Genomic DNA, 14853 nt, shown 5'->3' on the forward strand with positions numbered 1-14853 from the left:
TGCCAAAGTGAGGAGACCGGAATGAACGAGCAGAAAACGCGCCTGCGGAATGCGGGCTTTGTGACTTTCTTTTTCAGCGGCGTCTGCGCCATTTCCAGCGGCGTGGTGGTCAGCCTGCTGCAGGAGTGCTACGGCTTTGCCTACGGCATGACCGGCACCCTGCTCTCGCTGATGAGCATCGGCAACCTGTTGGCGGGTTTTCTGACCGGTGTGCTGCCGGGTGTGCTGGGGCTGAAACCAAGCATCCTGCTGCTGACCATCGGGTACACCGTCGGCTACGGGATCATGGGCTTTACCGGGGCGGAAGTCCTGCTGGCGGCGGCATTCTTCCTTGTGGGCATTGCCAAGGGCAGTGTTATCAACACCTGCACCATTCTGGTCAGCGATCACTCTGCCGACCGCACCCGCGGCATGAACCTGATGCACAGCTGCTACGCCTGCGGTGCGCTGCTGTGCCCCTTCCTCATTGCGGCAGCGGCGAAGGTGAGCACTGAGCTGGCGGTGTTCCTGCTGGCGGCACTGGGCGTGGTGCTCTGGCTGGTCTACTGGAAGACCCCGATGGAAGGTAAGGTCAAGGACCGGAAAGCGGTCATCGACTGGAGCTTTCTGCGTTCGGCACGGTTCTGGATGCTGACCGGCCTTTTGTTCTTCCAGAACGCTGCAGAGCAGAGCGTCAACGGCTGGATGGTCACTTACTTCAAGGGCAGCGGCATCATTGCGGGCACACTGGCGGCTTACACCGTCACGGTCATGTGGGGTGCCACGCTGGTGGCCCGTCTGCTGATCGCATTCGTGTTCCCGTTCAAGAGCCCGCGCAAGGCCATGGTGGTCATGGCTGTGACCTGCACCCTGTTCTATGTGCTCTTGATGCGGGCCGACAGCCAGCCGGCCGCGATCCTGCTGCTGTTCGCCTTCGCGTTTGCGATGGCAGGCATGAACCCCACCGCTGTGGCCAGCGCGGGCCGCATGACCAGCGTGACCAGCATGGGCATCATGCTGCCGGCGGCGTCCAGCGGTGCCATCCTCATGCCCTGGGTCATCGGCCGTGTGGCAGAGCGCGCGGGCCTGGCCGCCGGGATGGCGATGAACATCGTGCCGTGTGTGGGGCTTATCATCTTCTCCGTCCTGGTGGAAAGACTGTCGGAACAGGAATCTGAAAAAAGCTGACGCGGCTGCGTCAGCTTCCGGAACAGATGCTTCATGAAACGACCGATTTATAGTAGGTTCCAAAATCAGCCAGTGCGTCGATGATGGGCAGCATTTTCGTCCCCAGGTCGGTCAGTCTGTATTCGACCCGCGGGGGCAGCTCCTGATAGTCATGCCGGTAAACGAGGCCGTCGTCGATCATCTGCCGCAGGCTGTCCGTCAGAACTTTCTGCGAAATGCCGTCCAGGTCCCGTTGCAATTCGTTGAACCGCCATGGGCGGGTTCTCAGATTACGCAGGATGAGCAGCTTCCATTTGCCGCCGATCAGAGCGACCGCTGTGGCGACCGGACATGCAGGCAGTTCCTCTTTTGTTTTCATCGTCATACACCTCCTGGTCAAGTATAGCACACTCTGTTTTAAGTGTACAGTTATAAAAAAGTGCGTACTTGTTTTTGAATGCGCAGCACAGTAAACTGGAAACAAGCAAGAAACTTGCGAATCTGTTCAGGAGGTCCCTATTATGACAAACTACGAAAAGATCACAGTTGGAAACGAAGGACGTGTGGAGCTTCACGATCAGCTGAAACTGACTGGTGCAGAGGTCAGCATCAACCAGCTTCCGGCCGGTGCGGGGGTGCCTTTCGTGCACTCTCATACGAACAATGAGGAAATCTACGGTATCCTTGCAGGCAAGGGCAAAGCCATCCTTGACGGCGAGGAAGTCGACCTCGCAGTAGGTGACTGGCTGAAGGTTGCCCCGGCGGCAAAGCGTCAGTTCTTCGCAGCAGCGGACAGCGGCATCACCTATCTCTGCATTCAGGTCAAAGAAAACTCTCTCGGTGGATTCACGGCAGAGGATGCAGTCGTGTACTGAGATATGTAGATGAAAATGTCCCGTGTCCGGCATCGCAAGGATGAGGACATGGGACATTTTGCGTTCTGTTCAGACGATGCCTCTTGCTCTGGCGCTGAACTCGCACCCACAGTAATCCTGCCGGTACAGGCCGTATTCCTCCGAAAGCTGCAGGCTGCGCAGATAGCCGTTGTGCTTTTTGAAGTCCGAAGGCAGATGCTTTACGCCGAACTCGGCTTCCAGTTCCTGCCCGATGGCATTGATGCGCTTGGCATCTTTATGCGGGCTGATGGACAGTGTGGTGGTGAACCAGTCGAAGCCGTTCTCACTGGCGTATTGCGCCGCCCGGCGCATCCGCAGCCGGTAGCAGATCGTGCACCGGCTGCCCCGCTCCGGCTCGTTTTCAAGGCCGGTGACAGCAGAGTAGAACTCCTGCGGGTCGTAGTGGTCCTCCACCACGGTCACGCCCAGAGGATGGGCTGCTGCCACGAACTTCTTCAGCTCTTCGCCGCGACGGTAGTATTCCTCTGCAGGCCATGTATTGGGGTTATAGTAAAGCACTGTGATCTCAAAATACTGGCACAGCTGTTCCAGCACTGCGCTGGAGCAGGGGCCGCAGCAGGCGTGGAGCAGGAGCTTCGGCCGGGCGGGACCGAGCGTTTTCAACACTTCGTCCATCTGTTGTGCAAAATTCAACTGCTTTGACATAAAACGCATCCTTTGATATACTGAGAAAATCGTGAAGCTTATCTTCGTACAACCTCTCCGTCATTGCTTCGCAATGCCACCTCTCCTTGTAGGAGAGGCCTTGGCAGTCCTCGCAAAGTTCCCAGTTTCGCCAGAGGCTCCCCTACTAGGGGAGCTGTCGAGCGTGAGCGAGACTGAGAGGTTGTACAGAGGAAAACTAAATCTATTATAGCACACTTTTGAATAAAAGAGGAGAACTTCGATGACGAATGAAAAGATCGCCCGCATCAACGAGCTGGCAAAAAAGAGCAAGACCACTGGCCTGACCGAGGCCGAAAAGGCAGAGCAGCAGGCCCTGCGCCGCGAATACATCGACGACATGAAGGCCAGCCTGCGCGCGCAGCTGGCCAACACCTCCATTCAGGAGCCGGACGGCACCATCCACAAGATTGGGAAAAAGAACTAAAAATGGAACGTCGGGTTTGTGCAAGAATTTGCGCAGACCCTCTTTTTTTGCCCGCCGAATCGTGCTATACTATACTTGTACTGTTATGACTGCTTGACAGTGCGGTACAAGATTCCCAAGGTGGCGTATCCCGGGCAAGGTGCACGGAAAAGGCTGTCTTTTGAAAAAATGATAAAGAGGTCATTTATTATGCTTACTGCAATTACGGGTATCAACTGGGGCGATGAAGGCAAGGGCCGCATGGTCGACCTCATCAGCCAGGAGTATGACATCGTTGCACGTTATCAGGGCGGCAACAACGCCGGTCACACGGTCAAGAACGAGCGCGGCAAGTTCGTGCTGAATCTGCTGCCCTCCGGCATCCTGCGTCCGAACGTGGTCTGCGTTATGGGCAACGGCATGGTCATCGACCCGCATCATCTGGACGGCGAGATCAACAAGCTGCGGGAGCAGGGCGTTGAGATCAGCCCGGCAAACCTGAAGATCTCCGACCGTGCAACCATCACCATGCCCTACCATGTGGAGCAGGACGGTCTGGAAGAAGCACGTTTGTCCAAGACCGGCGCACAGTTCGGCTCCACCAAGCGCGGCATTGCCTACGCTTACGGCGACAAGTACATGAAGAAGACCCTGCGCATGGGCGACCTGCTGCATCTGGACGACGCTGTGAAGAAGCGCCTGGTCACCATGGTAGATTCCAAGAATCTGGTCATGGAGGGCAGCTACAACGCAGCTCCCATCAGCGTGGATGAGATGTGGGCATGGCTCGAAAAGTATGCCGCCATCTTCAAGGATTACATCTGCGATGTGGGCCAGTATCTGGCCGATGCAGACGCTGCAGGCAAGAAGGTCCTGTTCGAGGCTCAGCTGGGCGCTCTGCGCGACATCGATTTCGGCATTTACCCCTATACCACCTCTTCCAACGTCATCGGTGCTTACGCTCCCATCGGCGCAGGCATCCCGGGCCACAAGCTGCACAACTCCATCGGCGTGATGAAGGCTTACTCCTCCTGCGTGGGTGACGGCCCCTTCGCTGCCGAGCTGGCTATGACCGAAGAGGAAAAGCACGACCTGCGTGAGGCTGGCCACGAGTACGGTGCAGCCACCGGCCGTCCCCGCCGCGTTGGCCCCATCGATCTGGTGGCAAGCCGCTACGGCGTGTTCTGCCAGGGCTGCGATGAAGTTGCTCTGACCCTGCTGGACGTGCTGGACTACATGGAAAAGATCCCCATGGTCACTGCCTACAAGCTGACCGATGGCAGCACCACCACCCGCTTCCCCATGGGCGAAGCTCTGGACACCGCACAGCCCGTGGTGGAGTACCTGCCCGGCTGGCACTGTGATATCACCGCAGCCCGCAAGTGGGAAGACCTGCCCAAGGAAGCACGCGATTACGTGGAATATCTGGAAAAGGCTGTCGGCTGCAAGATCACTTATATTTCGGTCGGCGCAGAGCGCGAGGCATACATCCATCGCGCCTGATCCGCTCTGCCTTCCCGGACCGCAATCGAAAAGGAAGCGTCACAGATGTTTGATATCATTACCGACAGCGCATGCGACCTGACCCCCGAAACGGCGGCCAGGCTGAATGTTGAGGTCATCCCCTTCTATGTCTCGCTGGACGGCGAGCACTACCGCAAAGAAGGCAAGGAGATCGCCGTGCGGGACTTCTACCAGTTCATGGTGGACAACCCTTCGGCCTACCCCAAAACCAGCCTGCCTTCGCTGGAGGACTTCGAGACGGCGTTCCGCGCCCATGCCGCGGCGGGCCGCCCGGTGCTCTGCCTCTGCTTCACCAGCAAGATGAGCGGCTGTGTGGGCAGCGCCCGCAATGCCCGGGATCTGGTGCTGGAAGATTTCCCCGATGCCCGCATCGAGGTCATTGACAGCGCGGCGGCTACCGTTACCGAGTCCACCATGGTGGAAAACGCCGTGGCCATGCGGGACGCAGGCTGCACGCTGGAACAGACTGTGGACTGGCTGGGCGCAGAACGTGCGACGAACCAGATCTTCTTCACGGTAGGCAATCTGGACTATCTCATTAAGGGCGGCCGCATTGGCAAGGTGACGGGCCGTGCAGCCAATATGCTGGGCATCAAGCCGATGATCCTGTTCAAGGATGGCGAGATCTTCTCCGGCGGTGTGGCACGCGGCCGACAGAAGAGCTTTGAAAAAGCGCTGGAACAGCTGATGGCTTACCTGACCGAACGGAATGCGACCCCGGACGACTACCGCATCACCGTAGGCTACGGCTACGACGAAGAGGAAGGCAAGCGCCTGTGGATGCAGACCCGCGCTGCGCTCCGCGCCAAATATCCCACCAGCAAGTGCGAAGTAGGCCTGTTGCAGATCGGCTGCACCATTGCCGTGCACACCGGCCCCTATGCGCTGGGCATGGGCGTGATGCGCCGCTGGAAAAAGCAATAAAACGATAAAATGAAATCCCCGCTGTTTCATCTCGAAACGGCGGGGATTTTTTGTGTGCGGTTCAGGAGAGCCGCAGGCTGTCCAGCACGGTGTCCACAACATCCAGCGGCACCTGACCGGGGGCGCTGGCGGTGCCGGGGTTGGCAAAGGTCATGACCGAGCCGAAAGCCTCGCCGCAAAGGCGGCTCACCGCGCCCAGAGCTCCCATGCTCATGGTAATGACGGGCGTTTCGGGGTGGTGGTCGGCCATCTCGGCCGTCGCGGCCAGAAGCTCCAGCACATCGGCACGGCTCTGGGGCATCACAGCCAGTTTGGGCAGATCAGCCCCGGCCTGCTGCATCCGGACCATCCGCTCCACGAGTTCGGCGCGCGGCGGCGTTTTATGGAAGTCGTGGCTGGAACAGACTACCTTCACCCCGGCGGCGTGGGCGGCTGCGATCCATTGGGGCAGGCGTTCCCCGGCAGAAAAGAACTCGATGTCCAGCAGGTCGGCGCAGCCGGAAGCACAGACGGCTGCGCAAAAAGCCGCGTACTGGTCGGCGGTCAGGACCGCTTCGCCGCCCTCGGCCTGGGTGCGGAAGGTGACGAGCAGCAGCTTCTCGCCCAGCGCAGCCCGCAGCCCGCGCAGGCAGCGGCTCAGCGCGTCAGCGTCCAGTGCGTCGGCGAACCAGTCGGCCCGCCATTCCACACAATCGGCGGAACTTGTGGAAAACGCAGCGGCTTTTTGCAGGATGGCGGCTTCGGTGCGCTCCACGATGGGGACGATGACCTTGGGGCGGCCCTCGCCGATGCAGCAGCCGCGGATGGTGATAGATGACATGGCAGACCCCTCTCTTTCCTTCTTATAATAGAGGGGCGCGGCGGGACTTGTCAAGTCCGCAGCGAAAGGAGTAAGGATTTCTTTATTATAGTATATATAGAATAGAGAGAGCAGAAAGCGCCTGTGCGGCCTAAACACATGGACGCTTTTATTGCGTCAAAGGAGGCGTAAGTTCCGCACAAAAAACTGGTAAAAAGGCCGAACCGAGAAAAAAGGGCAAAAAAGTTGAAAAAAGGGGTTGCCAAACGGGCGGGTGTATGGTATTATACTTGAGCGCCAAGCGCTGAGGCAAAAGAATGACTTCCGAAGCCTCAGCAGGAAGCCCTTGAAAAGAACCAATAGACGCTGAAAAGCTTTGCGGTTGCGAAAGCAATGAATCGCCCCAGTGGGGCGTTCAAGCAAACGGAGCGGTCTTGCGAAAGCAAGATGGAGGGGACTCACCCCGACAAGCTCACGGTTTGTTCTGAGAAATCTGAAGCGATCCAAGTTCAGAATGTTCGAAACGCTTCGAAAAAAGTGCTTGACAAAAAACCACTTCGGTGGTAAAATAAACAGGTCGTCAGCCGCAAGGCTGAGGCGCACAGGACCTTGAAAATTGAACAATATCGAAAAACTTGTAAGGAACCTTTTAAGTGTTTGGAAAAACACTAAAAACAATTCCAAAAGTAATTCACACAGGACGCAAGCGATTGCGTGCTGAGCGAACAAGATTTAACACTTTTAAGTGATAAATATCATTTATAAAGAGTTTGATCCTGGCTCAGGACGAACGCTGGCGGCGCGCCTAACACATGCAAGTCGAACGAGCGAGAGAGAGCTTGCTTTCTCGAGCGAGTGGCGAACGGGTGAGTAACGCGTGAGGAACCTGCCTCAAAGAGGGGGACAACAGTTGGAAACGACTGCTAATACCGCATAAGCCCACGGCTCGGCATCGAGCAGGGGGAAAAGGAGCAATCCGCTTTGAGATGGCCTCGCGTCCGATTAGCTAGTTGGTGAGGTAATGGCCCACCAAGGCAACGATCGGTAGCCGGACTGAGAGGTTGAACGGCCACATTGGGACTGAGACACGGCCCAGACTCCTACGGGAGGCAGCAGTGGGGAATATTGCACAATGGGGGAAACCCTGATGCAGCGACGCCGCGTGGAGGAAGAAGGTCTTCGGATTGTAAACTCCTGTTGTTGGGGAAGATAATGACGGTACCCAACAAGGAAGTGACGGCTAACTACGTGCCAGCAGCCGCGGTAAAACGTAGGTCACAAGCGTTGTCCGGAATTACTGGGTGTAAAGGGAGCGCAGGCGGGAAGACAAGTTGGAAGTGAAATCTATGGGCTCAACCCATAAACTGCTTTCAAAACTGTTTTTCTTGAGTAGTGCAGAGGTAGGCGGAATTCCCGGTGTAGCGGTGGAATGCGTAGATATCGGGAGGAACACCAGTGGCGAAGGCGGCCTACTGGGCACCAACTGACGCTGAGGCTCGAAAGTGTGGGTAGCAAACAGGATTAGATACCCTGGTAGTCCACACCGTAAACGATGATTACTAGGTGTTGGAGGATTGACCCCTTCAGTGCCGCAGTTAACACAATAAGTAATCCACCTGGGGAGTACGACCGCAAGGTTGAAACTCAAAGGAATTGACGGGGGCCCGCACAAGCAGTGGAGTATGTGGTTTAATTCGACGCAACGCGAAGAACCTTACCAAGTCTTGACATCCCTTGACAGACATAGAAATATGTAATCTCTTCGGAGCAAGAGGAGACAGGTGGTGCATGGTTGTCGTCAGCTCGTGTCGTGAGATGTTGGGTTAAGTCCCGCAACGAGCGCAACCCTTATGGTCAGTTACTACGCAAGAGGACTCTGGCCAGACTGCCGTTGACAAAACGGAGGAAGGTGGGGATGACGTCAAATCATCATGCCCTTTATGACTTGGGCTACACACGTACTACAATGGCGTTAAACAAAGAGAAGCAAGACCGCGAGGTGGAGCAAAACTCAGAAACAACGTCCCAGTTCGGACTGCAGGCTGCAACTCGCCTGCACGAAGTCGGAATTGCTAGTAATCGTGGATCAGCATGCCACGGTGAATACGTTCCCGGGCCTTGTACACACCGCCCGTCACACCATGAGAGCCGGGGGGACCCGAAGTCGGTAGTCTAACCGCAAGGAGGACGCCGCCGAAGGTAAAACTGGTGATTGGGGTGAAGTCGTAACAAGGTAGCCGTAGGAGAACCTGCGGCTGGATCACCTCCTTTCTAAGGAGTCAGACAGGAAGGAAGCATCGAAGATGATTTCTTTCTGGAACAGGTGACAGAGACAAGCAGAGTAGATATTGTTCGATTTTGAGGGCCCTGAAAAGGGAACTCAATTCCTAATGTGGGGGTTTAGCTCAGCTGGGAGAGCACCTGCTTTGCAAGCAGGGGGTCAAGGGTTCGATTCCCTTAATCTCCACCACATGGGCCAATAGCTCAGCTGGCTAGAGCACACGACTGATAATCGTGAGGTCGATGGTTCGAGTCCATTTTGGCCCACCATGTGATGAAAATCGGAGTTTCAGGAAACTGGGCTTTGAAGAACATCACCAAGACGTACCTTGAAAACTGAATAATAACTGCGAAACAAAGATTATAGTAAGTTCTTTTTAAGAAATATTGCAATTTCAAAAGGAAGGGTAACAATAATCTTCGTTGGCAAGAGAGAATCAAGAGGATACCAAATGTTCTTGAAAGAACGTTTGAAAGGTCAAGCGAACAAGGGCGCAGGGCGAATGCCTTGGCACTGGGAGCCGATGAAAGACGTGATAAGCTGCGATAAGCTTCGGGGAGCTGCAAATAAGCATTGATCCGGAGATTTCTGAATGAGGAAACTCACCTGGGTTCATACTCAGGTACGTTATACTGAACTTCAAAATAGGTATATCGAGGGAACCGCCTGAACTGAAACATCTAAGTAGGGCGAGGAAGAGACATCAAACGAGATTCCGTAAGTAGTGGCGAGCGAACGCGGAAGAGGGCAAACCGAGAGTAGAAATACTTTCGGGGTACGGACTGCTTTTAGGACTTAATCTGTTAACCGAACGGCATGGGAAGGCCGGTCAGAGAGTGTGAGAACCACGTAGGTGAAAACGGAGAGAGCTGCGCAGGATCCAGAGTACGGCCAGACACGTGAAACCTGGTCGGAATACGGGGGGACCACCCTCCAACCCTAAATACTACCCAGTGACCGATAGCGTATAGTACTGTGAAGGAAAGGTGAAAAGCACCCCGGGAGGGGAGTGAAAAAGAACCTGAAACCCTGTGCCTACAAGCACCTAGAGCACGTCAATGTGTGATAGGGTACTTTTTGTAGAACGGTCCGGCGAGCGATTGTATGCAGCAAGGTTAAGGACTTAAGGTCTGGAGCCGAAGCGAAAGCGAGTTTGAAAAGGGCGTTAAGTTGCATATAATGGGCCCGAAACCGGGTGACCTACCCATGGTCAGGTTGAAGTGGAAGTAAAATTCCATGGAGGACCGAACCGACCTCCGTTGAAAAGGCGGCGGATGAACTGTGGGTAGCGGAGAAATTCCAATCGAACCCGGAGATAGCTGGTTCTCCCCGAAATAGTTTTAGGACTAGCCTCAAGTTAGATACCTGGAGGTAAAGCACTGAATAGCCTAGCGGCCGAGAGGTTAGCGAAGCTTATCAAACTCAGAATGCCAGAGTATTGATGCTTGGGAGTCAGACAGTGTCAGATAAATGTCATTGTCAAAAGGGAAACAGCCCAGATCTACAGCTAAGGTCCCAAAGTCAGGTTAAGTGGAAAACGATGTGAAGATACGTAGACAACCAGGATGTTGGCTCAGAAGCAGCCACTCATTCAAAGAGTGCGTAATAGCTCACTGGTCGAGCGTCTTTGCGCGGAGAATTTAACGGGGCTAAACCTGACACCGAAGCTTAGGCAATCCAGTAATGGATTGGGTAGGGGAGCGTTGTATACGCGGTGAAACAGTAGCGCAAGCGGCTGTGGAGTGTATAGAAGTGAGAATGCCGGAATGAGTAGCGCGAATGCAGTGAGAATCTGCATGGCCGAAAGCCTCAGGTTTCTGGAGGAAGGTTCGTCCGCTCCAGGTCAGTCGGGAGCTAAGGTGAGGCCTAACGGCGTAGCCGATGCACAGACGGTAGAGATTCCGTCACCACCAAAAGAGTTAAGCACAGGGACACATAAGAAGTCTCGGAGCCGGGTGTTGGTTCCGGTAGCGATCGAGGGAAATTAGTACCGAAGTCCGAGATGGAAGATGGCGAGAAAAGCTGTGTGTATTTCTGCGGTGCCCGTACCGCAAACCGACACAGGTAGGTAGGAAGAAGATTCTAAGGCCAACGGGAGAAGGGTTGTTAAGGAACTCGGCAAATTGACCCCGTAACTTCGGGAGAAGGGGTGCTGCAGCAATGCAGCCGCAGAGAATCGGCCCAAGCAACTGTTTACCAAAAACACAGGTTTGTGCTAAATCGAAAGATGACGTATACGAGCTGACGCCTGCCCGGTGCTGGAAGGTTAAGAGGAGATGTGCAAGCATTGAATCGAAGCCCCAGTGAACGGCGGCCGTAACTATAACGGTCCTAAGGTAGCGAAATTCCTTGTCAGGTAAGTTCTGACCCGCATGAAAGGCGTAATGATTTGGGCACTGTCTCAACAGCCCGCCCGGCGAAATTGTAGTACCGGTGAAGATGCCGGTTACCCGCGACAAGACGGAAAGACCCCATGGAGCTTTACTGTAGCCTAATATTGGGTTTCGATGTTGCATGCACAGGATAGATGGGACACTGGGAAGTGCTTTGGCGCTTGTGGAGTGGCCGTTGGGATACCATCCTTGCGATATTGGAATTCTAACCTGCGCCTTTGAATCAAGGCGGGGGACATTGTTAGGTGGGCAGTTTGACTGGGGCGGTCGCCTCCTAAAAAGTAACGGAGGCGTTCAAAGGTTCGCTCAGCTTGAACGGAAATCAAGCAAAAGAGTGCAAACGCAGAAGCGAGCCTAACTGCGAGACTGACGGGTCGAGCAGTAACGAAAGTTGGAGTTAGTGATCCGGTGGTATGTGAGTGGAAATGCCATCGCTCAACGGATAAAAGTTACCCTGGGGATAACAGGCTGATCTCCCCCAAGAGTCCACATCGACGGGGAGGTTTGGCACCTCGATGTCGGCTCATCGCATCCTGGGGCTGTATTCGGTCCCAAGGGTTTGGCTGTTCGCCAATTAAAGCGGTACGCGAGCTGGGTTCAGAACGTCGTGAGACAGTTCGGTCCCTATCTGTCGTGGGCGCAGGATATTTGATGGGAGCTGTTCCTAGTACGAGAGGACCGGAGCGGACGTACCTCTGGCGCACCAGTTGTTCTGCCAAGAGCATAGCTGGGCAACTATGTACGGATCGGATAAACGCTGAAAGCATCTAAGCGTGAAGCCGACCCAAAGATAAGATATCCCACTGATTTGATTAGGTAAGACCCCTTGAAGACTACAAGGTTGATAGGCACGATGTGTAAGTGGAGCGATCCATTCAGCAAGCGTGTACTAATAGGTCGAGGGCTTGACCACAATTCGCTTGAGACTCTGAGAGTCAACGAAAAAATGTGAGCAGTGATTATTCAGTTTTGAAGGCACGTCCTTCTAAGAAACACTGGACAAACAGTAGACCGTATGGTATACTGAACCAGTCATATGGTCGGTGTCGATGACGGTGAGGTTCCACCTGTTCCCATTCCGAACACAGAAGTTAAGCTCACTTGTGCCGAAGATAGTTCGCTGGAAACGGCGCGTGAAAATAGGTAGTCGCCGACTTAAACAGAAAGCTCTGAGATGGAAATCTTAGGGCTTTTTTGTTTGCGTTTTGGGGCAAAAAATAGTATCATAAAGGCAGAACCTTATACTTTCTACAGATTTTCCTGTTACACTGAATGCACAAGGAAAGGAGAGCCTGTATGGAAAAATTGACGAAAAAAGGGCTGGACGGTACCCAGCTCAAGACCATTGCACTGGTGCTGATGGTACTGGATCACATTCATTATTTCTTCGAATTCACCGGCTGCATCCCGACGGTGTTCAGTATGCTGGGGCGGCTCAGTGCGCCGCTGTTTCTGTTCTGCACGGTAGAGGGCTTTGCCCATACCCATGACCGCAGGCGGTATTTTATCCGCATCTGGGCTATCGGCGCAGCCATGGCGGCGCTGGAATTTTTTATGATTTACGCCAAGGCCTTCCGGCGCGGGGATGGCTTCTACCCGCAGAATGCTATTTTTCAGGATCTTGTGCTGCTGTGCATCGTCTGGCAGGGCATTGACTGGCTGCGCGAAAAGAAAATTGCAAAGGGCGCAGCAGCCATTGCAGCTGTGCTTTGCTGGCCCTATATGGTCATGGCTTTTCTGCTGCTTTTCCCTCAAGTGCAGGATATGCCCATTGCCTCTGCGGTGGTGGCGTTCCTGATGACGAGTCCGCTGCCCATGTGGACGGCTGTCACAGACGGTAGCTGGAGCTTTTTGCTGGGCGGTGTGCTGCTGTATGCCCTGCGGGGGCATCGCCCGGTGCAGCTGGGTGTGTGGGCGCTGAATGCACTTCTATGGGATTTGGTGCTGCCCTTTGCGATGGTTCACGCTCAGGCAGATTTCGTCTGGACCCAGATGTTTACGGATTATTACGAGTGGTTCGGCGTGGCGGCAGCGGTACTGATGGGACTCTACAACGGCAGGCGGGGCAGCGGGCACAAGCAGCTGTTTTACTGGTTCTATCCGGCCCATATCTATCTTTTGTATGGGGCGTCCTGCCTGCTTTACAATGTGATGAGGTGATCGTGTGGCAAACATTCTGGCGGTGGACGATAACCCGGACCTGTGCATCCTGCTCAAGACGGCCTTGGAGCGGGATGGCCACCGGGTGGTGACATGCAGCTCCGGGGCAGACCTGACCGAGGCGCTCTGCCGCTGGGCAGACTGCATTCTGCTGGATGTGATGATGCCAAACGAAAGCGGCTTTGCTGTCTGCCGCCGGATCCGGGAGCAGACGGATGCACCCATTTTGTTCCTGACGGCCCGCACCGATGAGGCCGCTGTGCTGGAGGGGCTGGGCATTGGAGGAGATGACTACCTGACCAAGCCCTTCCGGGTGGCTGAGCTGCGGGCGCGGGTTGCGGCACATCTGCGGCGGCAGAATCGTGTTCCGGTGTACCGGATGGTGCGTAGCGGGGTGAGCTTTGATATGACGGGCAAATCGGCGTCCTACGCAGAAAAAGAACTGCCGCTGACCCGCTCGGAGTATGCCATCTGCGAGTATCTGGCGCTGCACGCCGGGCAGACCTTTACCAAGGAACAAATTTACGAAGCCGTGTTTGGCGTGGATGGAACAGCAGACGACACCGCTATCACCCAGCATATCAAAAACATCCGGGTCAAGCTGCGGGCCGCAGGGGCACCGGAGACGCTGTTGAAGACGGTGTGGGGAGTGGGCTATCAATGGAAAAGCGAAAACTGATCTCGCTGCGGGCCGTGCTGCTGGGGTATCTTGTGCAGACAGCGGTGAGCTGCATTGTGGCAGCGGTACTTTGGTTCCTGCTGTTTTTCTTGTGCATCGACAGCGGATGGCTTCTTCCGGCCAACCGGGCGGCGCGGGTCTCGAACGAGGCCGTACAGAACATCCTGCCGTACCGGACGGCGAAAACATTTGACCCGGCTGAGCTGGACCCGCTGTGCCGGTATGTGCTGATTGATGCAGAGGGGAATACGGTGCTTGCCACCAACATGGACAGTTCCCATCTGCAAAAAGCAATGCGGGAGTGGACGGGGGATCTTCGCTGGGAGATTGGATACGAACAGTATTATCTGCGCGCGAGATTGCAGGACGGAACGGTCTGTCTGCTGCAATTTGACTATGCCGTGCCCTATGCAGACCCAACTCTGCGCGATATTCTGCCGGATGTGCAGACGATGCACTTGATCTTGGGCATTTTCCTGCTGGTGGGGGTGGTCGCGTGGAGCACCCACCGTTCCGGCGCGTTTCTGAGACGGGAGACGGCTCGGCTGACGGAGGCATCCCGGCAAGTGGCCGAAAAAAAGGGCATCGAGGACATTGACTTTACCGGGGCAAAGGTGCGGGAGTACGATGAGGCTCTGTGCGCGTTGCAGCTGATGGGCGAGGAACTGACCGACAGCCTGCAGACCCAGTGGGAAATGGAGCATCGGCAGCGGGAGAGCATCATCCAGCTGTCTCACAAGCTGAAGACGCCGTTGACTGTCATTCAGGGCAATGCCGAGCTTCTGGCCGAGGATGAGGGCATGACCGGGGAACAGAAGGCCCAGCTCGACGCCATCCTTCGCAGCACCGGAGAGACGCGGAATTATCTGACCCGCATCCGCGCTGAGGTGCAGACGCCCCTGAAATACAAGCGAAGACCATAACAACAGCCGCCCCGCCGCGTTGAGAGAACAACGCGGCG

The 14853-nt window shown here is 55.3% G+C and carries 11 protein-coding genes, 2 tRNA genes and 3 rRNA genes; 13 read left to right on the forward strand and 3 right to left on the reverse strand.

The window, feature by feature from the left end:
- The first annotated feature begins 21 nt into the window (after nucleotides 1-21).
- The gene (locus ACNQFG_RS04615; protein WP_423406174.1) at nucleotides 22-1167 is read left to right on the forward strand and encodes an MFS transporter; all 1146 of its coding nucleotides are present in this window, start codon (nucleotides 22-24) and stop codon (nucleotides 1165-1167) included.
- A gap of 31 nt (nucleotides 1168-1198) precedes the next feature.
- Here the strand turns inward: ACNQFG_RS04615 and ACNQFG_RS04620 are convergent, their stop codons facing one another.
- Nucleotides 1199-1525, reverse strand: coding sequence for a winged helix-turn-helix transcriptional regulator (locus ACNQFG_RS04620; protein WP_097791860.1), 327 nt, complete (start codon nucleotides 1523-1525; stop codon nucleotides 1199-1201).
- A gap of 142 nt (nucleotides 1526-1667) precedes the next feature.
- Here ACNQFG_RS04620 and ACNQFG_RS04625 point away from each other — a divergent pair, with 142 nt between their 5' ends.
- Nucleotides 1668-2021 (forward strand): cupin domain-containing protein, encoded by a 354-nt coding sequence (locus ACNQFG_RS04625; RefSeq protein WP_423406175.1) that lies wholly within the window; start codon nucleotides 1668-1670, stop codon nucleotides 2019-2021.
- Between the two features lie 69 nt (nucleotides 2022-2090).
- Here the strand turns inward: ACNQFG_RS04625 and ACNQFG_RS04630 are convergent, their stop codons facing one another.
- Entirely contained in the window at nucleotides 2091-2708 is a 618-nt protein-coding gene (locus ACNQFG_RS04630) for an epoxyqueuosine reductase QueH (RefSeq protein ID WP_423406176.1), read from the reverse strand.
- Nucleotides 2709-2949: 241 nt separating this feature from the next.
- Between ACNQFG_RS04630 and ACNQFG_RS04635 the strand changes: the two genes are divergently transcribed.
- From ACNQFG_RS04635 to ACNQFG_RS04645, 3 genes are all read left to right on the forward strand, one after another.
- On the forward strand, nucleotides 2950-3153 hold the full coding sequence (locus tag ACNQFG_RS04635; RefSeq protein WP_423406177.1) for a DUF896 domain-containing protein: 204 nt from the start codon (nucleotides 2950-2952) through the stop codon (nucleotides 3151-3153).
- Nucleotides 3154-3342: 189 nt separating this feature from the next.
- Nucleotides 3343-4635 carry an adenylosuccinate synthase gene (locus ACNQFG_RS04640; protein WP_423406178.1) on the forward strand — a complete coding sequence of 431 codons (1293 nt, stop codon included), beginning with the start codon at nucleotides 3343-3345 and terminating at the stop codon, nucleotides 4633-4635.
- A gap of 45 nt (nucleotides 4636-4680) precedes the next feature.
- Nucleotides 4681-5580 (forward strand): DegV family protein, encoded by a 900-nt coding sequence (locus ACNQFG_RS04645; RefSeq protein ID WP_423406179.1) that lies wholly within the window; start codon nucleotides 4681-4683, stop codon nucleotides 5578-5580.
- Nucleotides 5581-5641: 61 nt separating this feature from the next.
- On the opposite strand, the gene aroD is transcribed toward ACNQFG_RS04645, so the two are convergent.
- Entirely contained in the window at nucleotides 5642-6400 is a 759-nt protein-coding gene (gene aroD / locus ACNQFG_RS04650) for a type I 3-dehydroquinate dehydratase (RefSeq protein WP_423406180.1), read from the reverse strand.
- Nucleotides 6401-7137: 737 nt separating this feature from the next.
- Here aroD and ACNQFG_RS04655 point away from each other — a divergent pair.
- From ACNQFG_RS04655 to ACNQFG_RS04690, 8 genes are all read left to right on the forward strand, one after another.
- Nucleotides 7138-8650 (forward strand): 16S ribosomal RNA (locus ACNQFG_RS04655).
- A gap of 123 nt (nucleotides 8651-8773) precedes the next feature.
- Nucleotides 8774-8849, forward strand: a tRNA-Ala gene (locus ACNQFG_RS04660).
- 3 nt (nucleotides 8850-8852) lie between these two features.
- Nucleotides 8853-8929 (forward strand) — tRNA-Ile (locus tag ACNQFG_RS04665).
- A gap of 206 nt (nucleotides 8930-9135) precedes the next feature.
- Nucleotides 9136-11966 (forward strand): 23S ribosomal RNA (locus tag ACNQFG_RS04670).
- 126 nt (nucleotides 11967-12092) lie between these two features.
- Nucleotides 12093-12209 (forward strand): 5S ribosomal RNA (rrf, locus tag ACNQFG_RS04675).
- Together the 16S, 23S and 5S rRNA genes with 2 tRNA genes alongside form the textbook arrangement of a ribosomal RNA operon.
- A 140-nt stretch (nucleotides 12210-12349) precedes the next feature.
- Nucleotides 12350-13213: a TraX family protein gene (locus ACNQFG_RS04680; protein ID WP_423406181.1), complete on the forward strand. Its 864-nt coding sequence runs from the start codon at nucleotides 12350-12352 to the stop codon at nucleotides 13211-13213.
- 4 nt (nucleotides 13214-13217) lie between these two features.
- The gene (locus ACNQFG_RS04685; protein ID WP_423406182.1) at nucleotides 13218-13892 is read left to right on the forward strand and encodes a response regulator transcription factor; all 675 of its coding nucleotides are present in this window, start codon (nucleotides 13218-13220) and stop codon (nucleotides 13890-13892) included.
- Nucleotides 13874-14815, forward strand: a complete 942-nt coding sequence (locus ACNQFG_RS04690; protein ID WP_423406183.1) for a histidine kinase dimerization/phospho-acceptor domain-containing protein — start codon at nucleotides 13874-13876, stop codon at nucleotides 14813-14815. The genes ACNQFG_RS04685 and ACNQFG_RS04690 overlap by 19 nt, the downstream gene beginning before the upstream one ends.
- Nucleotides 14816-14853 lie beyond the last annotated feature (38 nt).

Origin of the sequence: Faecalibacterium prausnitzii, assembly GCF_049532945.1 — a bacterium.
Taxonomy (GTDB): Bacteria; Bacillota; Clostridia; order Oscillospirales; family Ruminococcaceae; genus Faecalibacterium; species Faecalibacterium prausnitzii_N.